This window comes from Desulforamulus hydrothermalis Lam5 = DSM 18033, from assembly GCF_000315365.1.
Taxonomy (GTDB): Bacteria; Bacillota; Desulfotomaculia; order Desulfotomaculales; family Desulfotomaculaceae; genus Desulfotomaculum; species Desulfotomaculum hydrothermale.
Genome location: NZ_CAOS01000003.1, coordinates 530,300 through 553,567, shown reverse-complemented (window position 1 = coordinate 553,567; position 23,268 = coordinate 530,300). Strand labels below are relative to the sequence as shown.

The following is a 23,268-nucleotide window of genomic DNA, read 5'->3' as shown; positions in this document are numbered from 1 at the left end:
GTAACCACCATGAGCATCATCAGCGAAATATTCGCCCGGGAAATATTGGACTCCCGGGGCAACCCCACCTTAGAAGCAGAAGTATGGCTGGAAGACGGCACCATGGGCCGGGCGGCGGTACCCTCCGGCGCCTCCACCGGGGCCTACGAAGCGGTAGAACTGCGGGACGGCGACCAGGGCCGCTACCTGGGCAAAGGCGTCAGCCAGGCCGTAGACAACGTCAACGAAATCATCGGGCCGGAACTGATCGGCCTGGACGTTACCGACCAGGCAGGCATTGACCGGCTAATGACAGAACTGGACGGCACCCCCAACAAAAGCAAACTGGGGGCCAACGCCATCCTGGGCGTCTCCCTGGCCGTAGCCCGGGCAGCCGCCAACTACAGCGGGCTGCCCCTCTACCAGTACATCGGAGGCGTTAACGCCCGGGAACTGCCGGTACCCATGATGAACATATTAAACGGCGGGGTCCATGCCGACAACAACGTCGACATTCAGGAATTCATGATCCTGCCGGTGGGTGCCGACAGCTTCTCGGAAGGGCTGCGCATGGGGGCGGAAATCTTCCACCGCCTGAAAAGCGTACTGAAAGGCCGCGGCCTTAACACCGCCGTGGGAGACGAAGGCGGCTTTGCCCCCAACCTCAAGAGCAACGAAGAAGCCCTGGCAGTAATCATGGAAGCCATCGAAAAAGCGGGCTACAAACCCGGGCAAGACATCCTCCTGGGCCTTGATGTAGCGGCCACCGAACTGTACAAAGACGGCAAATACATCCTGGAGGGCGAAGGAGTCACCTATACCTCCGACCAAATGATCGACTTCTACCGGAGACTGACAGACAAATACCCCATCATCAGCATAGAAGACGGGCTGGCGGAAGACGACTGGGAGGGCTGGGCCAAACTGACCGGCGCCCTGGGGCAGCAAATCCAACTGGTGGGTGACGACCTGTTTGTCACCAACACCGAGCGCCTGGCCAAAGGCATTAAAGCCGGGGTGGCCAACTCTGTTTTAATTAAAGTTAATCAGATCGGCACCTTAAGCGAAACCCTGGATGCCATCGAAACAGCCAAGCGGGCCGGCTATACCGCAGTGGTTTCCCACCGTTCCGGCGAAACAGACGACACCACCATAGCCGACCTGGCGGTGGCGGTCAATGCCGGGCAGATCAAAACCGGCGCCCCTTCCCGCACCGACCGGGTGGCCAAATACAACCAGCTGCTGCGCATTGAGGGAGAGCTGGGCCAACTGGCCAGGTACCGGGGCCGGGAGGTATTTTATAACCTGCGGGGTTAGAGTTTGTTAACATAATCACAAAATAGCCGTCAGACAAAGCCAGGGTTTACCTGAGTAAACCTTGGCTGCCTATTTTTACATGAATACAGATTGTCACATATTTCACGTTGTGCTATAATTACTAAGTATACAAGTCTGTTATTGTCATAAATTTTCAAAAGGAGGTGGGGTTTTGTTAAAGGGTTTTGTGACTGCCATTCATGTACTTATTGCACTATCATTAATAGCAACCGTCTTGCTGCAGTCTGGTAAAAGTGCCGGCTTGTCCGGTTCGATTGCCGGTGGTGCCGAGGCAATATTCGGAGGAAAGAAAAAGGGTTTAGATGAAAAACTCGGCAGGCTCACGGCCTTCATTGCTGTTGCCTTTGGTTTGACTTCCATGATTTTAGTGGTAATGAAGTAGGTGTGATTTGATTTTATTTTATTTGGGACAAGGAGGGTAACTTTCAAGTGGAACAAAACATGATGCTCGCTTATTACGCTGCGGGTGCCGGTGCGCTGGCTCTTGTGTTTGCCCTGTTTACGCTGGCCAGCATCCTGAAAGAAGACATGGGCACACCCAAAATGCGTGAAATCTCCGAAGCTGTGCACGAAGGTGCCATGGCTTACTTAAACCGCCAGTACAAAACTCTGATTCCTTTTGCTCTCATTATTTTTGTTCTTCTCTGGGCTGCTCAGTATTTTGTTGAACAACAACCCGGCAGCCACCTGCCGGTAGGTCCTGCCTCCGCTATTTCCTTCCTGGTAGGTGCCGTTTTATCTGCCGTTGCCGGTTACCTGGGCATGACCTCCACCACCAAGTCCAACGCCCGTACTGCTGAGGCGGCCCGCAGCCACGGCCTGGCCAAGGCCCTCAACGTATCCTTCCGTGCCGGTGCTGTAATGGGTCTGTCGGTTGCCGGTCTGGGTCTGCTGGGCGTTTCCGTGCTGTACATTATTTTCGGCAACCCGCTGATTATCAACTCCTTTGCTTTCGGTGCTTCCGCCATTGCATTCTTCGCCCGTGTCGGCGGCGGTATCTACACCAAAGCTGCTGACGTAGGTGCTGACCTGGTAGGTAAAGTAGAAGCCGGTATCCCCGAGGATGACCCCCGTAACCCTGCGGTTATTGCTGACAACGTCGGTGACAACGTCGGTGACACCGCCGGTATGGGTGCCGACCTGTTTGAATCCTATGCTGCCACCACCATCGCAGCTATGCTGATCGGTAACACCCTGTTTGGTTTCCCCGGCATTATCTTCCCGCTGTTAGTAGGCGCTATCGGTATTATCGCTGCCATTATCGGTACCTTCTTTGTACGCACCAGTGAAGACGGCAACCCGCAGGCTGCCCTGAACGTAGGTCTCTGGGTAACCAACATCTTAACCGCTGCCGGTACCTTCTTCCTGGCGAAAGTTACCTTCATCGGTGAAACCGCTTCCATCGCCACCGGCGTATTTATGGCTGTTTTAGCCGGCTTGATTGTTAACGTAGCAGTAGGTTACTTAACTGAGCTGTATACCGGTACCGGCAAAGCTTCCGTTACCCGTATTGCTGAGGCTTCCAAGTCCGGTCCGGCTACCAACGTTATCCACGGTCTGGCTGTTGGTATGGAATCCACCTTCATTCCCATGCTGGTGTTTGCCGGCGCAATCTTCTTTGCCTTCTGGGCAGTAGGTTCTGCCGCTCCTGCTGATAAGGCAGCCGAGTGGGCCATCTACGGTATTGCGATGGCTGCTATGGGTATGCTGTCCTCCGCCGGTATGGTTGTTGCCATGGACTCCTTCGGTCCGGTGGCTGACAACGCCGGTGGTATCGCCGAAATGGCTGAACTGCCGCCGGAAGTTCGTGTTAAGACCGACAAACTGGACGCTGTAGGTAACACCACCGCCGCTATCGCCAAGGGCTTTGCCATCGGTTCTGCTGCCCTGACCGCATTGGCTCTGTTCAGCGCTTACGTTGACGGCGTTAAGCACAAGTTTGGTTTAGAAGAATTCGTTGTGAACATGACCGAACCCATGGTACTGGTTGGTATCTTCATTGGCGGTGCTGTACCCTTCTTGGTAGGTTCCCAAACCATGCGTGCGGTTGGTGAAGCTGCTTACGGTATGGTTGAAGAAGTTCGCCGTCAGTTCCGTGAAATTCCCGGCCTGCTGGAAGGCAAGCCCGGCGCTAAAGCTGACTACGCCCGCTGCGTAGACATTGCTACCCGTTCTGCTATTTCTAAGATGATTGCTCCTGGTATCGTCGCTGTTACCGCTCCTGTTCTGGTAGGTTTCCTGCTGGGTGCCAAGGCTCTGGCCGGTTTCCTGGGCGGCTTAACCACCGTAGGTGTGCTGCTGGCCCTGTTCCTGGCTAACGCCGGCGGCGCTTGGGACAACGCTAAGAAATGGATCGAGCAAGGCAACCTGGGCGGCAAGAAGTCCGATCCTCACAAGGCTGCCGTTGTTGGTGACACTGTAGGCGACCCCTGCAAAGACACCTCCGGTCCTGCTATGAACCCGCTGATCAAGGTTGCAGGTACCATCTCCCTGATCCTTGGTCCCCTGCTCACCAGACTCTAATAAGCATGAAAAGCCGGCCGCTGGGCCGGCTTTTCCATTAAAGCCCATTTTCTTGCCAGATGCCGCATAGTTTAGTAAAATACAATGAAGAAACTTTCATGGGGGTGACAAATATGCAAAGCTATCAAGACCTGTATAACAGCCGACAGTGGCAGGAGGTAAATAAATGTTTTGCGTGTGGTAAAAACAACCCCATCGGGCTTAAACTGGCCATTAAACATAAAGAAGATATTTGTTATACCACCTTTACACCAAAACCGGAACATTCCGGGTGGCTTAATGTGATGCACGGCGGTTTGCTTTCTACCATAATGGATGAAGTGATGGCACACTGGCTCTGGAGCAGGGGCATGCCCGCCATGACGGTGGAGATGACCGTACGCTATGTTAAACCGGTGCCCATTGGTGAACCCATTGTGGTTACCGCCCGGCTGCAGGCCGACCGGGGACGCATAGCGCACATGGCTGCGGAAGTAACCCTGGCCGACGGCACCCAGGTGGCCCGGGCAACCGCTAAATTTATAAAAACAGAAAGGGGATTACAGATTGCAGCGGGAGGAAGCACTTCAAGTGCTGAAACAGAACCTCAAGAATAAAAACCTGCTTAATCACTGCCTGGCGGTGGAAGCGGTTATGCGGCGGCTGGCCCGGCATTTTGGCGAAGATCAGGAAAACTGGGCCCTGGCAGGACTGCTGCATGATATTGATTATGACGAAACCAAGGATGACCCGGCACGGCACAGCCTGGTAGGCGCCCAAATGCTGGAGGAACTGGGCCTGCCGGCAGAAGTGGTGTATGCCGTTAAGGTACATAATGAAAGGCACGGCCTGCCCCGCAACAGCTTAATGGATAAAGCGCTGTATGCGGCTGATCCCACCACCGGGCTGATTGTGGCCGGCGCTCTGATAAAGCCGGAGAAAAAGCTGGCCGCCATTGATGTAGCATTTTTAATTAACCGCATGCATGAAAAGTCCTTTGCCCGGGGTGCCAACCGGGAGCAAATCCGTTCTTGCAGCGAATTGGGCCTGAAGCTGGAAGAATTTTTAGGGCTAAGTTTGGCTGCCATGCAGGATATTGCAGAACAATTGGGTCTTTAAAGCAACTTAATCTTGACAGATGAGGCTGGTTTGTTATAATATATTTACTTGCTAAAAGATTGCAATTGTGTAAAGCCCGAGTCTCAAGCGAGAACTGGGCTTTATCTGTCAGGGGTGTTATTTTATGGCAGCTAAACCTGCATTATCCGCCAAGGTATTTAAAACCATTACGGAAAACCGCCGGGCCCGGCATGAATACCATATACTGGAAACCCACGAAGCGGGTATTGCCCTGACAGGCACCGAAGTAAAATCCCTGCGGGCCGGCAGGGCTAACCTGCAAGACAGTTTTGCCCGGGTTGAAAACGGTGAAATGATGTTATACAATATGCATATAAGCCCCTATGAGCAGGGCAACCGGTTTAATCACGAGCCTAAAAGAACCCGCCGGTTGTTAATGCATAAGCAGGAAATTTTGCGTCTTTATGGCAAGGTGCGGGAAAAGGGGCTGGCCCTGATACCCTTGAAAGTTTATTTTAACCCCAGAGGCCGCGTAAAAGTGGAACTGGCGCTGGCCCAAGGCAAAAAATCCTACGATAAACGGCAGGATATTGCCGCCCGGGATGCCAAACGGGAGATGGATCGGGCATTGCGGGAACGGCAAAAAATATAAACATCAACCTATGTTGGCAAGCAGCATTAATATTACAAGGGGGCGAAATGGCTTCGACGGGGGATGCAATGGCAAGAGGAGCGAGCCGGGATCTCACCAGCCCGTAAAACGGTGAACAAACAATAATTGCCAACGAAGAATACGCTTTAGCTGCTTAATTCAGCTAACCTCCTACCTGCTGCGCCCGCGGTGCGGGATTAGGGGGTCACATCAGCGGGATGCTCTATAGCCTGCCTCCCGGAGGGCTATAGCTAAGACTGCCGGGATAGCGACAGCGGAGGCTGACTGTGGCCGCCAACGGAGCGAAATCTAAAGCATAGTCTACGCTCGTAGAGCCTGTTGTGGTTGCTCTTTCGGACGGTGGGTTCAACTCCCCCCGCCTCCACCAGTCGTATGCACAGACACCATGAGATTTACTTCGATGGTGTCTGTTTTTATTATGGCTTTTTTAACAAATCGTTCGATTACTTGTTTGACCACAAGCGGATCATCACCCCGAACGACTGCAGTTCCATCTGCAATGGCATCAACAATATTTTCAATTTGACGGTCAACCTCGGCTAATTCCTTTTTTAAATAATCCCCTTCACCAGCTGCTGCTTTCTTACTATTTGAGTAAAAGTCATAAAGCTTTTTAGCTAACTTTGGCTTAGTTTCATCACTGAAAATGTCTTGCTTGAGTTTTTTTAAAACATATTCCAATTAGCCCCGGTTTTATCTAAAAGGACCAAAACCATTTACACGAAAATATTTACACACCCCAGGTAGGTATTGGAACAATATAATAAAAGCCGGATTACTGTAATAAAATAAGCAATTCCGGCTTTTATTATTGCCTGTACAGCACCTATAGCGATGAGCGGGTGGGAGCGGCGGCAGTATAAATCACTGCTGTTGTACATTAACAGATGCCCCCCGGCGTGCTTCTTATGGTTCACTCTTTGGTGATGGCGAGCTTTAGGTGCCGGTTGTTGAATTGGTTTATCAGTTTATCTATAAAGGATTCCTGGTAAACGAACAACTTTCTCTCTGACATGCGGTGAACCAATTGCTTGTCCCAAGGGACATCAAGCTTTCTCAGGTTGTTTATTTGATTGGCAGCCGCCGGTTTGCCGTGGGGTACCCCCAGGTAGGTTTCATTATCATAACACCAGGGCCGAAAATTTTGTTTATAGCGCTGAGCCAGGCGGATGGCAATTTCCAGTCCTTTGAGGTCAAAGTCCCCGCTGTAGCAAATAATGCATCCGGCTTGGACAAGTTGGTCTAACAGGGTGAGGGCCGCCACACTGGGCTGGCCGCTGCCGCAGATGATTGGGGGTAAGAAAGCAGCAGGGCAGACATCCAGAATGGTGCTGAATACCGCCGGGTTTTCCGTCATATAAATTTTTTGTCCGGGTTGCCAGCGGGTGGGCATTGCCAGAAAGCGCAGGGGTAAAATTAAAGGGCTGCCGGTGGCATTGGCCACATCAAAAACGGTAAACCTGGGGTCAGCCTGGCATACGCGCAGGCCGGCTGCCAGCACATTGGATGAAACATCATCGTCCAAAAGCCCGGCCTCCCGGAACAGGGTGCGCTTTCCTTCGGCAGTATAGTCTGTTTCCGGCTTGTCCAAGAAGTGCAGCAGACCGTAATAAAGTAGCCGCCCCAACGAGTTTTCCAGGTCCAGGGCATGGGGGTCACCGGTTAATTTGGCGGCAAAAACAGGAATGCGTAAATTCTCACCGGGATGGGTGGCTAAGTAATCCAGTGCTTTTACGCAGATGAAAGCCTCATCAAGGGCAGCCTGCGGGTTATCCTGGTATAGGGCCAGCAGGGTGCGGTAGCCTCTGCCGGTCCCTTGCCAAAGTTGAGCCAACCAGTCTTGGGTTACCGGGGTTTGGGCTTGTTCTTGCAGTTGGGCAAAAAACCGGGACCAACGGTATTTCCGGGTTGCGTAAATTTCCTGGCTGGTCAGAATTCTTTCATTAAAATATAGTTCCAGGAAAGGGTATAGTCCCATTTCCAGGGGGCTGTTTTTCAGAACCTCATCTATTTCATGCAAAGGGATTTTTAGCCTGGTCCGCCCCAAACAGTTCTTGCCCAGAAAACCGCTGATCAGGTCCTGGTCCACCGGGGAAAGGTTGTCCAGAGTAACCGTACCCCGGAGACCGTTTAAGGATTGGATCTTTTTCCTGGCCAGGTTAAACAGTTTCTCAAAACAAGGCTGGCGCAAATAGTCAAGCATTCTCCTCCACCATACTTTCATCCACCAGCATACGCCGGAAGCCGTTCCAGTAATACTGAATCAAGGTCACAAACCTGGCATCTTTGGGACGGTAGATTTCATAAACCGACAGCTTTGGTACTGTATCATAACAACCCCACAGAACCTGGCTGGTCATCATGTAATCAAAATCCAGTTGGGTTAACAGCCCAAACATATCCCGCATGTTTTCATCATCAACACCGGCGAAGGCTTCGTCCAGGGAAATAATTTTGGGGGCTTCCGGTCGACAGTCGTTGTAGCGGGAATAGGTGGCGGCAAACAATGGGATGTACATAGACAGGGCCTTTTCACCGCCGCTTAAGGCATTGAAACGGCTGTCGGTAAGTTCCCTGCGAGACTGCTCGCCCTTTTCATAATAGAGGGTAAACCGGAACCACTCCCGGTAATCCAGCAGTCGGTAAATCCACTGGCGCAGGGTATCATGCTGGTCTGCCTCCTGTTTGGCCCAGGTGATGCGGGAGCGAAAGTGTTCAATCATTTGTTCTATTTCCTGATTTCGCAGCATTTGGGGGTCTTTCTTTAATAAATTAACCAGCTGGAGGGTATCCAGTTCCTTTTCATTGGCGGCCGGCCTGGGTTCCCACTTGAGGTGTAAGCGCAGGCCGCTGGAGGTATCCCGCTGTTCCATCAGCCGGTTCATTTGCTGCACCCATTGTTCGGCCCGCAGTATTTTATAGCGAATGGCTTTCCCTACACTGTGTATGATAATCTGCTCATACAGTTCCCGGTCCTTTTGGCTTAAAAGCAATCGCTGCTCTTCCTCAGTGGTTTTCAGTTCCTGTACCAGGGCCTGGGGTGGCAAGGGATTATGCCGGTCCCGCATAAACAGCACCAGGTTCCGCCGGTGCTCTTCGTCCAGCATCAGCTCAGGTCCGTAGGGGTGCAGATTGCCGCGGCATTCCTGGAAGGCCAGAAACAGGTCGTTGGTAATGCTATCCTTGCTCTTCTGAAGGTATTTTTCATCCCGATATTGTTGCAGCACCTGCTGAGCCACACGGTATAAACCGGGCAGGTTGGCTTCGGAAACGGTGACTTCTGACCAATCTGCCACCAACCGCCGGTTCCATTCGCAGAGCCAGGCCTGCCGAGCCTGGTTAAGGGCAGTTTCTTTTTCTTTTAACAGTTCCCGGGCAGCGGACAGCCTGCTTTCCTCGATGCCCTGCTCTTTTTCTAGCTGACGAATTTCTTTATCCAGGGCATTAATTTCCCTTTGCAATGCATCCCGTTGCTGCTCCAGTTCTCTTAGTTGCCGGTCGATATCCTCAATGCCCAAATCTTTAAGGGCTTGTTCAAAGGCTGAGATTTGGGCGTTAATTTGGTGTAAGGTTTCTCGCAGGGACGCCAGTTCATCGGTTTCCTCGGCAATCTTTTCTGCTGCTTCGGCCAATCCAGCCAGGGCCCGGTCTAAAGCTGCCTGGCTCATGCAGTAGCTGGACCAGTGGGAATGCAGTTCACCAAGCAGCTGGCGATAGGTTTGCAGTTGATCCCGGGCAGCGGTCAGGCCGGCGGTATTTTTAGGAATGGTCCAACCCTGCATGAAGGTGTGCAGTTCGGCTGCAGTCTCCTGATAGGCCTGGGATGCTTGGCGGAAAAGTTCCACCTTTTGTCTTTCTTCCTCCAGGGCAGACTCCATTTCTCTCCTGGCCTGGGCCAATCTGGAGAAGGCTTCTTGCAGTTCATCACCGGCGGGGAAGCAGGATTTTTCCTGGGTCAGTCGGGTCAGTGCCTCCTCGATCCGGTGGATTTGCCGGTTACAATCATCAATATTTTGCTGTTCTTGTTCCATCAGCGCCTCCAGCCGGGCCATTTCGGCCAGCCGGGTGCGGTGTCTGGTTTCTTTACCGATAAATTCGGCCCGTTCCTTGGCCGCCGCCTTGCCGCAAAGGGCTCCCAGGCGAAAATAGCCCTGCTCGTTAACGGCGGCACCCACATTATCCCCGCTGCTGATGTCTCCCAGGCTGATGGTGCGGAGGATTTGGTCAATGATTTCAGCTTTCAGCGAGCCATCCTCCGGGGGAGTGGGGTACAGGTAATCAGCCAGGGTGTAACCAAAGAATTGTGGATTAGGAGCAATCCAGATTTCCTCTTCATTAGTCCCCAGGATACCCAGTCCCTGGGGGCTGACCCAGGCATCCAGTAACCCGCTTTGCTGCAGGGCCGCTTCCAGGGAGGCTTTAAGTTCTTCGCTAACCCCTTCGCGAAACTCGCATAGTGCATAGAGGGGGGCACCTTCGCCGCGCTGGCGGCGGGACAGCTCCCGGGCGGCGGAACGGGGCGGTTCCGGCTCCTTATGGTTTTTCCATTCCTGCCAGGCTGCCCGGAGTTGATTCTGTTCTTCCTGGTGTCGGTCTCTTTGTTGCTCCAGTGCCACCTTTTGTTTTTGCAAATCCAAATAACGGTGGTCGAAGGCCTCCAGCATTGGTTCCTTGATGGATTCGTAGGAGACTTCCGGGAACAGGGAGAGGCGGTGCAGAGTTTTTTGTAGTTCCTCATCGCTAAGATGAAGTTCCAGTAAATTTTTGCGCCAGGCAAAGATTTGTTCTTGGTAGGATTTTTGCACCAGGTCGCAGTTTTCTTCTTCAAAGCGGTAGGATTCTTCAGCGGTATCCCGCCGCTGACGGGCATTACCCACTTCCCGCTCCGCCAGATCCCGCTCATACTTTTTGTGATCCACCCGACGGGCTATTTCCAGCGCTTGGTTAATTTGCCGCTCCTGTTCGGACAAATCCTGCTGCCAGTTGTGCCACTGATTGAATTCCCGGGGCATATCCCGATCCCACCGGCGGTGGTACACATCATGCCGGGAAAAATCAAATTCCCGGGCAATGTCTTCTAAATCAGCCAGGGTCGCCTGCTGCCTGGTGGTATATTCCGCCGCTTCAGCGGTGTACTTCTCTTGATCCCGCCGGTATTCCTTTTGTTTACCTTGCCAGTACATCAGGCTTTTGGCCAGCCGTTCGGCCTGCCGGTTGGTTCTCTCTTTTTCCTCCCGCAGCCGGTTTAGTTCATGCCGTTTTTCCAGCACCTCCGAGGCAGCAAGCACTTGGTGCCGGGCATTAACCTCCAGGAGTTTGGTGGATTGTTCTGTTAGTCGCTCGTTTCGTTCCTGTAAAGAGCGGGAGATCTCTTGCAGTTTAGCCTCCAGTTCCTGGGTGCTGCTCTGCTGGTTGTCCCACTGCCTTTTGGCCTGCAGCAGTTGGCTGGACTGGTGGTAGAGCAGGTATTTATTGTAGCGGTTATACACCTGCTGGAGTTTTTCTGCTTCCCGGCGGTGCAGGCAGACCTCCTCCAGGCGGTCGTTAATCTGGTCCATATCCTCCATGACTTCCGACAGCGGGCGCAGTTCATCATCCTGCAGAGGAGGCAGGGCGTTACTTAATATTTCATAAATGGTGGTGGGTTTGAAATCCTTGGACAGTTTTGGACTGCGAAGTTGAATCAGCAAGTCCAGCAGCTCCTGGAAGGATTGTAAATCGCCGTAGCCAAAGAGCAGTTTGTTGACCATTTCCATATATTTACCTTGCTCGGTGACCACTTGTCCGCCTTCGCCGATGACATCCTCCAACCGGGAACGGGTGAGAGGGATCTTTTGCTCTTGTCCTTGGCTGTAGTCCCTTTCATAAAGCAGAATATCTTTGCCGATGCGACGGTTATCCGTGATGGCAAAGCCCCAGAAACCGGTGTTGGCATTGCGGCGGGCCCTAAGCCCAATACCAATAGTAAGGTAGCGCTGTTGTTCCGGGTGATAAAATTCCAGATAAAGATAACCAATCCGGTCTTGAATACCGCTATCCGGCTCCAGCAGCAGGTAATAGTCGATCTTGCGATCCTTGGAACCAAAGGGATCTAAACGGGAAGGGCGTTTATTGCCGTCCAGCACCAGCGGCAAAAAGCTTTGCATGGTTACGGATTTGCCGGAACCATTGGCCCCCCGCAGGACCAGGCGGCCATCGCTTAACTTAAACTGAACTTCATCGGTGTAATACCAGAAATTAAAAATACCGGCCAGATTCATTTGCCAGCGGTTGCGCATCATTCCTCATCCTCATCTGTTAGATAATTTCCGTTCCAACGGCCCAGGGCCGGGTTAAGTAAAATTATTTGCTCTGAATTTACCGTAGCCAGACCCCAATCGGTTAAGTGCGCCAGTATTTCCTGGGCCAGTTCATTGCTCTTGGCTTGACGCAATTGCTGGCTCCATAGTGATTTGTGTCTTTCCCTCAGGCGCAGCAGCAGTCCCTCCAACTCCGCCAGGGTCAGCGGGATACACCCGCGTTCATCTGTATAAATGCCGGTATCCGACTGGTTCAGCAGGCGACGGATTTCTCCTGCCAGCAGCAATACCAGATCGGAGATGTTTTTGGCGGTGGGGAAAAGTTCTATTTCTGCCGAGTGGTCGGGGTGAAAAAAGATCAATCCTTCCCGGTAACGCCGGCCTTCCAGACCAAAGCGAGCGGACAGGTGTTCCAGGATGGTATGTCGCTGGGTCAGTACGTAATAGCGTTCATCCTGGCTCCATTCCCAGTCGTGCACCACCGGTTCCTGCAGCAGCCTGCGGTAAACCCTGTGTCGGCGTCGGCGAACTTGTCCTTCCTGGTCATCGGGATAAGCTAATTCCCCCAGGGATGCCGGAGTTTGATAGGTGGTCAAATCCTGCGGAAAATGCCGGAGTACATAGCGGGATAAAGGGGAGCACTCGTAGAGAACGTTTTTGTCGTTACCTACCCGGGCCCATTCCGCTTCATCCCCGTCCACCGCCACCAGTACCTTAAGTGTCTTTAACTGTTTAAGGGCCCGATACATGGATTGACGGTGGTGGTACATGGTAAAATCCAGCGATACCTGGGAGCCGATCAAATGGTTTTTGATTTCTTCAATCATTTCGGTGAGCAAAAATTGGTCTGTTTCATTTTTACCTTCCAGGTACCAGAGACAATAGGTAAAAAGGGTATAGTCCAATGGGTCACTGAATAATTCCAAACCCATCCAGGCATGGGCTTGGCCGGGAAATTTCTCCAGCCTGGCCAGTTGCCTCGTTAACAGCAGGCTGAAACCGCAATATTCTTGAAACCAGTCCCTGAGCTCCTGGTAATGACTGCGAATGCTCTGGTATAATTCCGGGTCATCCGCCTTGGTCACCCAGGGGCGGTTGAGCAAGGCGATAAAACAATTCTTTATTTCTTCCTGATTATTACGGGCTATACGGGCCATGTGCTTCCCTTTCTTTTCTGCTGGTTATTGGTCGCCGGTTGGGCGGAAGTAAAGGGTATAGTCGGGCATATCCAGCTCCCCGTCTTCACAGTGCAAAATGGTGCGCTGTCGGTGATCCGGCAGTAGGAGGCTGATTTCGATGCCGTCCGGTGTGCGGATTTGCCTGGACTTATTGGCCAGACACAGGCCGATCCAGCTAAGCAGCACTTGCCTGGTGGCAGCGGGGACAGTGTCTAAATCGGAAATGGTTACAGTCCCCTGGGCCAGAAATTTTTGCAGCAATTCTGCCTGCCGTTGCTGCTGAGCCAGGTATTCTTCCTTAGCCCTTTGTTGCCGTGTGTGCTGGCTTTTCACCGGGTCCGGGCCGGAGCTACGGCCTTTTTTCCGGCTGCGGGAACGCAAACCGCGAATGTTGGGGCCGGCCTGCCACATGGAGATATCGGTAGATTCGGTATCCTTATCATCCTCTCCCTGAAAGTGGCGGCAGCGGTACAGGCCAAAGGCGTAGGCAGCCAGTCGGTGAGCCTCCTCGATGGAAGTCAGGGAGAAAAACCACTGTCCCAGGTAGTCCAGTTCCCGCCGCCGGCTGATGCCGGAACGGCGTCTTTCCTGAATCCGCAGGGCGGCCCGCACAATGCGGGCAATGGTATCTTTGGTGGTTTGCTCCAAATAATAAACGTCACTTTTTTCGCCGGGTTCACCAAGAAACCAACGGTTCAGGCTGTGCCATTGGGTCTGCAAGCGGTGCATGTATTCTTCCGGAGTTACCGGCTCATCCAATTGGGGGCGAGAGGCCAGAGCATCACGTACATTATGAAAGAAATCCCTGAGAAATTCCGGCTGGAACAGGGGGAGGAGTCCTTCAATGCGATAGGCATGGCGCTGCAGGCCCTGGACAAAACCCTGTAAGTATCCGGTAACAGAATTTTTATAGGCCAAAAAGGCTTCCGTTTGCATTAGTTCTTCGGTTTTGCTGCTCTGCAGGCTGGCAATATAGTCGGCAGCGTTTTCGGTAAGCTTGGTAAAGGTTTCGTAAATATTTTCCCACAGGGCCAGGGCTTCTTGGGGAGTAATTTCCGGGGGGAGTTCCTTCATTTTTTGCAGTGACAAGGCGATGCTCTCGAAAAGGGAAGGCTCCAGTGAGCCACCGTAGCCCCGGATGTTCTCCAGGTTTACCACCAGTCGTTCAATCTCCACGGAGTAAGGTGTCATCATATAACGAAATTTTTTACGCAAGTATTCTTCCACAGTGGTAGAGCGGCCGCCATCGTGTTGGGGAACAAGGTTTTTCCACTCCACTAACTGATTGAGGTCCTGCTGGCATTGTTCCATCGTATAATTTTCCAGCAACCCGTAAGATAAGACGCCTTTGTATACTTCTTCCGGCCGCAGCCAATATTGTAGTCGCCGGTGGCGCTCGTAAAAGCATCTCATAATACAACGATAACGGTCAACATTTTGAGCGTTTAAATAACTTAATTCAACAATTGGTTTCAATAAGTTGTTATTCATGCAATAAAACCTCAAAATATATTATTTTTGACAATATTTCTACCTGGTTAATAAAAACCCTTTTGTTATGTATTGCTAAGAAAATATTAAAGGGCCTTGGGTTATTCAACAATTGTAACATGCGCCGCCAGGTGATCTGCAAGCACATTGCCTTTGTGGTGTTGGCCGAAGATAGTCCGGTAACCCGGTAACGACACTGCCTAGCCAGGGTCGGTTGTAAGAAAGCAGAACAGTGTCATTGGATTTTGTTACGGAAAGAAGGCAGAGGGCAAATCAGAGAGGATAATTAAAGACTGCGGATATCATGTCAGAAGGAGCTGGGACTGGCGTAAGCTGGCTCCGGCTGATATAATTACTATTAAGAGGTGGTGCTAAATGGAAGAACTATTAAAGCAGATTCTTGGAAAGCTGGAGCTTTTAGAAGGGATACCCTCGAAATTAGAAGTAATTGACTCTAAACTGGAGCAGATGGAGAGGGCAAATCAGGAACGCTTCAACCGTCTGGAGACCGCTGCTTTAGAGCTTCTAGCTGACTCAAAAGAAACCAAGGAATTCCAGAAGGAAGTCAGAGTGGAATTTGCAAAGGTGAATAACTGCCTTGATGATATTAACGGAAAATTACCCTACTTAATTGCAGATGTGGATATTTTAAAAGAAGATACCGCACAGAATAAAAGGGAAATCAAAGTAATGAAAAAACTGATAGGAGTATAGGGCTGACTTTTTGTCAGTTCTTTTTTTGTAAATTTTTGCTGCCAAACAAGTACCGAAAACTTGCAATTATATTTTCAAATTAAATAATTTGTTCTTGCTGCTTAATATGCGACTCTCCAGGGTGTTTTTTTGTTTTCCAAAGATTTTAGTTTTTCAGTGAAGGCCCTAATGACTGCATTCCATCTGCAATGGCACAACAATATTTTCAAATTGACGCAGTAATTATTAATAATTTTTATACCTTTGAGCATTTACAACAAATAATCCAAAGGATTTGTCGGCCATACAGAGAAAAAATTCAACTATTATATTGAAAAAATTAACGATAATATTACTGGAAAAGCAATTTTTGCAAAAGGAAAATGAGAAGAAAAAAAGCCTCTTTTTGCAGTAGAACCATATATGCCTTAATGCTTTGTGCTAAAAACCCGGCGGGCGTCGCCCGGAAAGGAGCCATCTGTTATGATCTCGGTGGAAAACTGCCTTATCATGAAAGTGAACAATCACAACCGCGCCTACGACGGCAATATCTGTGACAACCCGCGCAAGCACGACTGCGGTGCCACAGCCAACTTCCGGGCCAACTACTGTGCCCGTCAGATCAAGCAATGCTACGACATGGGTCTGTTTGATGTGGCCCATCCCTCCTTTTACAAGCGGGGACGTGATGTGGATGTTGATGGATATGTATCTGAGCTGTACCAAGCCTGCAAGCAGGGGCAAAACCCGCTGGTCTTTTTCTATACCAGCAGCGGGCGGCGCAACATCCTTACCGGCTTATATGTGGTAGGCCAGGTGGACAGGTATCTGGTAGGCTACAGCGGCGACGACTGGGAATACACCTTCACTCCCCTGGAAGGCTGGGCCCTGCGCTTCCCCGACCCGCGCCAGGACAACGATTTTCTCTGGCACCACACCGAAGGCAGCCGGGGTGTCTGCCATCGGGTTAATCGCAACTATGTGGCCACCGGCCTGGGTATATTAATTGACATGTACAGTGAGGTCTTTGCCCGTATGAATCTGGAGCCCGGCCTGCGCCAAGAGCGGGAGAAAATTCTGCTTAAACTGCGCGAACTGCTGGAGCAGCTGGCTCTCGACACTCCCACCGGCCTGGACATGGCGTGTGCGTCTGTCGGGTCGGCCGTGGCCTCCGGTAGCACCAAAGCGGGTTCATTAGCCGCCCGAACGGGTAAAGGGGGCTCGCCTGGCCTGGCCACTGGCGGAAAGACAGCGGGCGGGGTGGTGTCTGTCGCGCCGCCGGCCGCTATTCAGGTGCAGGGCAGGGTGCTGGAGGAAGAACAGCGCTCCCTGCAGGAGGTGGTGGCTAGGGTGCAGGATGAAGCCCGGGCGGCCGGTCTGTATTATTCCGACGGCCTTATTAAACGCTACCACATTAGTTTAAAGACCAAACCCTTTGTTATTCTGGCCGGCATTTCGGGTGGTGGCAAAACCCGACTGGTACTCACCTATGCCCGGGCTACCGGTGCCGAGCTTTTACCCGTGGCTGTGCGTCCCGATTGGACCAGCAATGAGAGCCTGCTGGGTGCCTACAACATTTTGCAAAATTCCTTTGTACCCACGCCCTTCAGCGAGTTCCTGCTGGCGGCGCAGCGGGAATGCAAGCTGGCGAAGCAGCAAAGCCGCCAACCCCGCCAGTACATGGTGTTGCTGGACGAGATGAACCTAGCTCGGGTGGAGTACTACTTTTCCGACTTTTTGAGCAAGATGGAGCTGCCGCCTGAAATGCGGTGCATCCGCTTTTACGACCACCCGGTGGAGGATCCCCGCTTTCCCCGGGAGGTGACTGTACCGCCTAATCTGTCCATCACGGGCACGGTGAATATTGACGAGACCACCCACACCTTTAGCGACAAGGTGCTGGATCGCTCCAACTTTATCAAACTGGAGGAAATTGATTTAAAGTCCCTGGGAGAATTGTTTAAATACTGGCAGCCGCCCCTGGTCAATAAAGAATCAGCCCACCTGCTGGTAGACTATTTGAGCCGTATCAACAACATTTTACGCGCCGCCGACCAGCAGTTCGGTTACCGCACGGCCACCGAGATCATCCGCTGGGTGGACTATGCCCTGACCAGCGCTGCCTTTGGCTTTTACACTGCCCTGGACTACCAGATCAAGCAGAAGGTGCTTGCCAAACTGCAGGTGGCCCGTAGTCGCCGGGCGGACACCGACATGGTGGCGCAGCTGTTGGGCTTTTTCGAGGACGAAAAGCTGCCCGGCGCCGAGGAAACGGCCTTTCCGCAGTGCCGCGAATATGTGGAGCGCCTGAATGAGCGGGTGAGGGAGGAGGAATTCATCCTTGGCCAGATCTGAGCTGCCGCACTGGCTGACGGCGGCGCTGCAGGAAGTACAGGTCTACCTGCTGGGCCAGCGGTAACCGGAGTGGATATGGAGCAACCGCCGGAAATTGAAGCGGCCGACCTGAACACACTTATGATTGTCTACCCGGAGGCGAATTGGATCCCAGCCAACTACACCTGCTCTTGGACTACGACCCCGGGCTGGGAGGGTATCCGCTGCGCTTTTTCCGGGCCACTCCCGGTGTGTTGCGTCCGGAGAGCGAACAGGTACAGCAGTACGCCGGGCAAAAGTTCCTGGGCGAAAGCCAGCTGGCCCTGGCCTACGGCGGGGAACTGCTGAAGGATAAAGTTTTCACCGTGCGTTTTCTAGTTAGGCAGTTCACGGTTCAGCAAATCAATTTTATGCGCAATGAGCTGACGGTGCAAAATATTTCTTTGCTGGATTTTTACGGTATGGGTCGGGATCTGCAGGAACTGGTCCGTCACTTGCCGCCCGGTGCGGCCGCGGCCCGCTTTGAGGTGTTACGCCGGGTGGTGGATGAGTTTTTGCCCCTTTTCCGCCGCATTGAGCGCGACCCGCAACGCGCTTTACAGCGGATTACGGTGCACAAGCCGCTGCATAGGGCCGGGCGTGTTTCGCTACACATGCTGGACCAAGCTGCCCGCCGAACCGGGCAATGGCAGTGGCTGGATGGGCCGGTCGACCGGGTGCTTTTACCCGCCCTGCTGCCGGTGGAGGAAAATGTGGTCTCCTACGACACGCCGGACAACCGCTTTTTGCTTCAGCTGGTGGGGCAAATGCGCCGGGAAGCCACGCTCTTAAAGAAACAGCTGGCTGCCGAGATCGCCCATCAGACCCGCCGGGCAGCCGAGCTTAAGGGCGGATTTCGGGAGTGGGTGCTGGAACAGGCTGCCCGGGCGCGGCGTGGGGTGCAGTATCTGGCCGGAGTGGAAAACACCATGGATGGCCTGATGCAGAGCAGCTTCTTGCGCTATTTGCCCGTCCTCACCCTGTGCCAGAGCCGGGACGTCCAGACGTTGCACCCGCTCTACCGCCAGGCCCGCCGCCTGGCCCGGCGACTTAAGTCCGGCCTGCGTCTGGCCGACCAGGTGATTGCGGTGGATGAGGCGGCACTGCCCGTACATACCCGCAGTATCAATACCCTGTACGAATACTGGGTGGCTATGAGTGTGGTACGTGCACTGGTTGAACTGGGCTTTGTACCGCTGGTCAAAAACGGGGCGCAACTGGTGGGGGATGAAGAAAGCTTCAATTACAACCTGAAGGAAAACGGTGTGGTGGAACTGCAGGCCAAAAGGGGAGGGCACCTGCTGGTCTGGTACGCCCGCCATTACCCCCGCCTGGATTATTCGCCGGCTGCGCTGCTGGGCGCATATCCCTACCGTATTGCTGGCAGCTGGCAGTGCAAAGACTGTCCGGACGTGGCCATAGAATATTACCCGCCCGGTGTGCCTACGCCCGAGATCATTACCTTGGACGCTACTTTCAGCCACGACCCGCGTAAGCTGCAGGAAAAGCAATACTACACCGACACTATCCGCAGCCGCACCTCCCCCCACCAGTTCGAAGATGAGTGGGACTTTCCTGTGCGCGAGGCCTGGGCCGTCTATCCGGATGACTACTACCCCCCGGCCCGGCGCAGCCGCACTACGGGCGGCGAACTTGGCCTGGTACCCGGTCCCGGGGCGGCCGAGCGCCTGCGCCGCTGGTTGGCCGAGCGCCTGCAGGACGTCTGGGGGTTGTGAGGCGGGACATACCGGGCAAAGTGGTCTGGAAGTCACTTTGCCCCGTCTGTGTTTGCCGGCATGGGTATTTAGGCGGGGCAAATTTATTTGCACAAGACGGGGCAAATCTATTGACAATTAACATATTAGGAAAATATGATAAAAAAAGAAAAAACTTGGTAAATTGCATGCTTAAGATGATAAAAGAAAACATAACGCAGTAAAAGAGGTAAGTTTTGCTTTTACGCCTGAAAATTTGTCCCTTTCCGAGGTTTGTCAAAGACTGAGGCACCGCTGTGGCAGCGGTGCCTTATTGTTCGCCCGGCATGTTTGCCGAGCCGATGGGTTGAAAGAAACCCTGTCACCTAACCAGCGGGAAGACAACTCGTAGGCAAGGGCGTCACTGGTAACGGTGGGGTCTGAAGGAAGCTGAAGAGGGAACTTGGAACATAGCGAAAGCGAACCGATGTTGGCCTATCGAGTGGGTAACCTTGCAATATATGGGAAAGCCCAAAAGCTGGATAACTCGAAAGGTTAGGACGGATGCGTTCAAGTTCAGGCAAGCAAACTTAACCGGGGAAGCCCAATATCATCCTGCCCTGCAGGTAAGCTCAAACAAGCGGAAACGCAAGGGAGAGAAGACGTGGTGTTGGGTGGCAGATGAGTCCGTAGTAGCGATAAACCCACAGCCAATGAAGGCTGGTAACAGACCTGAGGACAAAACTGAGGGGACATTGCATCTAATTGCAATGAGCCATAATGAGCCAAAAGCCATTATGATCTGCGAAGGGACGAAGATAAACCAAAGTATGCAACTAACGGATCTGGCAACTGTGAGAGGGAAGACAATCAAGGCTGAAATGCCAAGAGGAACGCTAGAATCGGGAGTGACGAACTCGCTGGGTTTAGCGTCCGCCCAGACAGAGTATTGCAATAAATCCAAGGTAAGATTGCCCAGAGCTAGAAACGCCGGGAAATTGCAAGAAGAGACTGTCACACAATTGGGAGAGACCAAGGAAGCATAGCGAAAGTAGGTGAAATAATGAAGAAATGGTACAGCCTGATAGACAAGGTTTATCGAATTGAAAACCTCGAAAAGGCATACAAAGCCGTGAGAGCAAACAAAGGAGCCCCCGGAGCAGACGGGGTGACCGTGAAAGCCTACGGTGAGAACCTAGAGGAACGGCTAAGCCAACTTCATTATGAACTGAAAACCGGCACATACGAACCACAACCGGTACTGAGAGTGGAAATACCAAAGCCGGACGGAAGTAAGCGGCCGCTAGGTATACCCACTGTAAAGGACCGGGTAGTCCAACAGGCATTACTCAACATTTTGCAACCGATATTCGAACCAGACTTTCACCCCTCAAGCTACGGGTACCGACCAAATAGATCCTGCCATCAGGCAGTAGCCAAGGCAGAGATGTTTATTAACAAATATGGGCTGGAACACGTAGTAGACATGGATCTATCGAAATGCTTTGACCGACTGGATCATGAACTAATACTAAAAGGGGTAGCCCGAAAAGTCAGTGATGGAAAAGTGCTAAAACTGATAAGCAAATTCCTCACTGCAGGAGTAATGAAAGATGGTGCCTGGGAAGGAACAGATTTAGGAAGCCCGCAAGGCGGGGTAATATCCCCGTTGCTTACTAATATATATCTAGACCATTTTGATCAGGCCATGAAGAATAAAGGAATTCGCATCGTTCGCTATGCCGATGACATTCTCATATTCGGCAAAACCCTCAAAGAAGCAAAGCAATATAAACGGATAGCCACAGAAATCCTTGAAGGCGAATTAAAATTAACAGTCAACAGGGAGAAGACACACATTACAAATGTGAGTAAAGGAGTTGCCTATCTAGGCTTTATCATTAGATCAAAGTTTATCTCAATAAATCCTAAAAAGATCAAGAGTATAAAAGACAAAATCAAGAAACTAACACCGAGAAACCACGGGATGAACATTGAAGAAATGATAAGAAGGCTAAATCCAGTGCTAAGAGGGTGGAGCAACTACTTCAGAGTGGCAAACTGCAAGAAGATAGTGGAGCAACTCATGGAGTGGATAAGGCGACGACTACGAATGAAGCAAATGAGAGAATGGAAAAGTTGGAAGCAACTTCACAAAGCACTAAGAAGGCGGGGTTATAAGGGGACATTTGAGAAAATATCCATGCAAAGATGGAGAAACTCGGCTAGTCCGCTAATAAATATGGCCCTACCCAACAAGTGGTTTGACGAAATGGGGTTAATTGACCTGACTAAGTATAGTGTCGGCATTTTGCATCATTTCTGGGAGAAATGACTGAGGTTTATCAGGAGCCGTATACGAGGCCCGTACGTACGGTTCTGTGAGAGGGATAACGCCGTAGCAAATTACTACGGCGTTACTCTACTCGATTTGCAAACCGGAAAACGTGGTTTAACACTTAGGGAACCATGCCGTCGGACAAGCTGGCATAGTCACCTTTTTTATACCTGCTGGATTGGCTGTTTAATTCATACTGCAGTGCCTTATTTTCCCGGGCTGCTTTTGGCACCGGGCTTTTTTGCTTGGGCATTAAATCACCTCCTTTTGCCATCAGACAATTAAATGCCGCCCATGACTATACCCATGACCAGAATAAACAGGGCTACACCGGTAAATACATACTTGGCCAGGTAACCCCACCAGGGGCCCAGGGGCTTAACGGCTCCTTTATTAACCTGGGCACGGGCCCGTTCCACGCCGTACACCCAGAAGAACACAATGGATGCCAGCACCGCCCCGAAAGGTACAATATATATGGTTACCAGGTCGGCAAACTTGCCGAACAAGTTTAAGTTAATATCCAGCGGTATGCCCACCAAAAAGCCCAGCACCGCCACCAGCACCGAAGCCTTAATGCGGCTCATGTTAAAGCGGTCCATAATGGCTTCCACCGGTACTTCCATCAGGTTGATGGCAGAAGATATGGCGGCAAAAACCACTGCCAAAAAGAACAGGGCCCCAAAGATATAACCGCCGGTCATGGTTTTAAAAATATAAGGGATAGTGATAAACAGCAGCGGCGGGCCGGCCTGGGGATCCTGACCGAAGGCAAAGGCCGAGGGAATGGTCACAAAGGCCGCCAGCAGCGAAGCAACGGTGGTCCAGAAAGCTGTGTGCACAGCGGAAGAGGGAATATCTTCCGTTTCCCGCAGGTAACTGCCGTACACCAGCATGGCCGCACCGCCCAGAGAAACTGTGAAAAAGGCCTGGCCCCAGGGCTTGCACCCAGGTAACGGGATTGGCCCAGTTTTGGCCCAATCGGGCAGGGTTAAAAAACCGGATGCTTTTGGCGGCCCCTTCCAGGGTAAGAGAACGCACCAGCAAAATCAGCAGGATAATAAACAAACCGGGCATCATGATTTTGTTGGAAGCCTCTATGCCGCCGGAAACCCCTTTAATCACAATAGCCAGCGTGAGTATCAGTGCCAAAGCATGCCAGAAAATGCTTTCGGCTTGACCGGCAAAACCGCCGAAATAAAGGACCCGGGTCAATGCCGGCCAAAGGCCCCATTACGGCCTACCCAAAAAAATTTCAAAATCCAGCCGCAAACAATGAGATAAAAGGTAAACACACCGCTCACGCCCAGGACGGGGATGATGCCCAGGGTACGGCCCAGCCCGGCGTTTCCCTTTTCCCGGAAGACGTTTTCAAAGGCTGACACAGCCCCCTTTTGCTGGCTGCGGCCGAAGGCAAATTCGCCCATCAGGCCGGTTACCCCCAGCACAAAAACGAACAGGAAATAGGGTACCAGAAAAGCGCCGCCGCCGTAAGCGCCAATACGCCAGGGAAACATCCAGATGGACCCCAGCCCCATGGCGGCACCTACACTGGCCAGAATAAAGCCGGTTTTACTTGACCACGCTTCACGTTCTGCCATAAAAACACCTCTTTTCTTTTACTCTACCC

17 protein-coding genes, 1 other RNA gene and 1 pseudogene are annotated in these 23,268 nt (G+C 52.1%); 11 read left to right on the top strand and 8 right to left on the bottom strand.

Annotated features, from left to right (window positions below):
• Window positions 1–9: 9 nt before the first annotated feature.
• From eno to ssrA, 7 genes are all read left to right on the top strand, one after another.
• A complete protein-coding gene (eno, locus tag DESHY_RS03600) occupies window positions 10–1,296 on the top strand; it encodes a phosphopyruvate hydratase (protein ID WP_008410485.1) in 1,287 nt (428 codons plus the stop codon).
• Window positions 1,297–1,468: 172 nt separating this feature from the next.
• Complete coding sequence (gene secG / locus DESHY_RS03595) at window positions 1,469–1,699, top strand: preprotein translocase subunit SecG (protein WP_008410484.1); 231 nt, start codon at window positions 1,469–1,471, stop codon at window positions 1,697–1,699.
• A 59-nt stretch (window positions 1,700–1,758) separates the two neighbouring features.
• Window positions 1,759–3,840, top strand: a complete 2,082-nt coding sequence (locus DESHY_RS03590) for a sodium-translocating pyrophosphatase (RefSeq protein ID WP_048817863.1) — start codon at window positions 1,759–1,761, stop codon at window positions 3,838–3,840.
• A 113-nt stretch (window positions 3,841–3,953) separates the two neighbouring features.
• On the top strand, window positions 3,954–4,436 hold the full coding sequence (locus DESHY_RS03585; protein WP_008410482.1) for a PaaI family thioesterase: 483 nt from the start codon (window positions 3,954–3,956) through the stop codon (window positions 4,434–4,436).
• Entirely contained in the window at window positions 4,387–4,938 is a 552-nt protein-coding gene (locus tag DESHY_RS03580) for an HDIG domain-containing metalloprotein (RefSeq protein WP_008410481.1), read from the top strand. The genes DESHY_RS03585 and DESHY_RS03580 overlap by 50 nt, the downstream gene beginning before the upstream one ends.
• Before the next feature lie 124 nt (window positions 4,939–5,062).
• Complete coding sequence (gene smpB, locus DESHY_RS03575) at window positions 5,063–5,551, top strand: SsrA-binding protein SmpB (protein WP_008410480.1); 489 nt, start codon at window positions 5,063–5,065, stop codon at window positions 5,549–5,551.
• A 38-nt stretch (window positions 5,552–5,589) separates the two neighbouring features.
• Window positions 5,590–5,939: a transfer-messenger RNA gene (ssrA, locus tag DESHY_RS13500) on the top strand.
• On the opposite strand, the gene DESHY_RS13865 is transcribed toward ssrA, so the two are convergent.
• The 5 genes from DESHY_RS13865 to DESHY_RS03550 form a co-directional block, all read right to left on the bottom strand.
• Window positions 5,918–6,253, bottom strand: coding sequence for a hypothetical protein (locus DESHY_RS13865; RefSeq protein WP_008410478.1), 336 nt, complete (start codon window positions 6,251–6,253; stop codon window positions 5,918–5,920). The two genes, ssrA and DESHY_RS13865, sit on opposite strands and share 22 nt — an antisense overlap.
• 232 nt (window positions 6,254–6,485) lie before the next feature.
• Entirely contained in the window at window positions 6,486–7,775 is a 1,290-nt protein-coding gene (locus DESHY_RS03565) for a TIGR02679 family protein (RefSeq protein ID WP_008410475.1), read from the bottom strand.
• Window positions 7,768–11,853 carry a TIGR02680 family protein gene (locus DESHY_RS03560; protein WP_008410474.1) on the bottom strand — a complete coding sequence of 1,362 codons (4,086 nt, stop codon included), beginning with the start codon at window positions 11,851–11,853 and terminating at the stop codon, window positions 7,768–7,770. Before DESHY_RS03560 ends, DESHY_RS03565 begins: the two co-directional genes overlap by 8 nt.
• Window positions 11,850–13,028 (bottom strand): TIGR02678 family protein, encoded by a 1,179-nt coding sequence (locus DESHY_RS03555; protein WP_008410473.1) that lies wholly within the window; start codon window positions 13,026–13,028, stop codon window positions 11,850–11,852. The genes DESHY_RS03560 and DESHY_RS03555 overlap by 4 nt, the downstream gene beginning before the upstream one ends.
• A gap of 24 nt (window positions 13,029–13,052) precedes the next feature.
• Window positions 13,053–14,540, bottom strand: coding sequence for a TIGR02677 family protein (locus DESHY_RS03550; protein ID WP_008410472.1), 1,488 nt, complete (start codon window positions 14,538–14,540; stop codon window positions 13,053–13,055).
• Between the two features lie 375 nt (window positions 14,541–14,915).
• Here DESHY_RS03550 and DESHY_RS03545 point away from each other — a divergent pair, with 375 nt between their 5' ends.
• The 4 genes from DESHY_RS03545 to ltrA all read left to right on the top strand — a co-directional run bounded on the left by DESHY_RS03545 (window position 14,916) and on the right by ltrA (window position 21,635).
• Complete coding sequence (locus DESHY_RS03545; protein WP_008410470.1) at window positions 14,916–15,254, top strand: hypothetical protein; 339 nt, start codon at window positions 14,916–14,918, stop codon at window positions 15,252–15,254.
• 462 nt (window positions 15,255–15,716) lie between these two features.
• Window positions 15,717–17,588, top strand: a complete 1,872-nt coding sequence (locus tag DESHY_RS03540) for an McrB family protein (protein ID WP_008410469.1) — start codon at window positions 15,717–15,719, stop codon at window positions 17,586–17,588.
• 143 nt (window positions 17,589–17,731) lie between these two features.
• Window positions 17,732–19,342, top strand: a complete 1,611-nt coding sequence (locus tag DESHY_RS03535; RefSeq protein ID WP_008410468.1) for a DUF2357 domain-containing protein — start codon at window positions 17,732–17,734, stop codon at window positions 19,340–19,342.
• Window positions 19,343–20,363: 1,021 nt separating this feature from the next.
• On the top strand, window positions 20,364–21,635 hold the full coding sequence (gene ltrA, locus DESHY_RS03525; protein WP_008410467.1) for a group II intron reverse transcriptase/maturase: 1,272 nt from the start codon (window positions 20,364–20,366) through the stop codon (window positions 21,633–21,635).
• Window positions 21,636–21,759: 124 nt separating this feature from the next.
• Here the strand turns inward: ltrA and DESHY_RS14685 are convergent, their stop codons facing one another.
• The 3 genes and pseudogenes from DESHY_RS14685 to DESHY_RS14490 all read right to left on the bottom strand — a co-directional run bounded on the left by DESHY_RS14685 (window position 21,760) and on the right by DESHY_RS14490 (window position 23,239).
• Window positions 21,760–21,891 carry a hypothetical protein gene (locus DESHY_RS14685; RefSeq protein ID WP_008410466.1) on the bottom strand — a complete coding sequence of 44 codons (132 nt, stop codon included), beginning with the start codon at window positions 21,889–21,891 and terminating at the stop codon, window positions 21,760–21,762.
• 28 nt (window positions 21,892–21,919) lie between these two features.
• A pseudogene (locus DESHY_RS14495) lies at window positions 21,920–22,763 on the bottom strand (sodium-dependent transporter).
• A gap of 86 nt (window positions 22,764–22,849) precedes the next feature.
• Window positions 22,850–23,239: an SLC5/6 family protein gene (locus DESHY_RS14490; protein WP_008410464.1), complete on the bottom strand. Its 390-nt coding sequence runs from the start codon at window positions 23,237–23,239 to the stop codon at window positions 22,850–22,852.
• Window positions 23,240–23,268 lie beyond the last annotated feature (29 nt).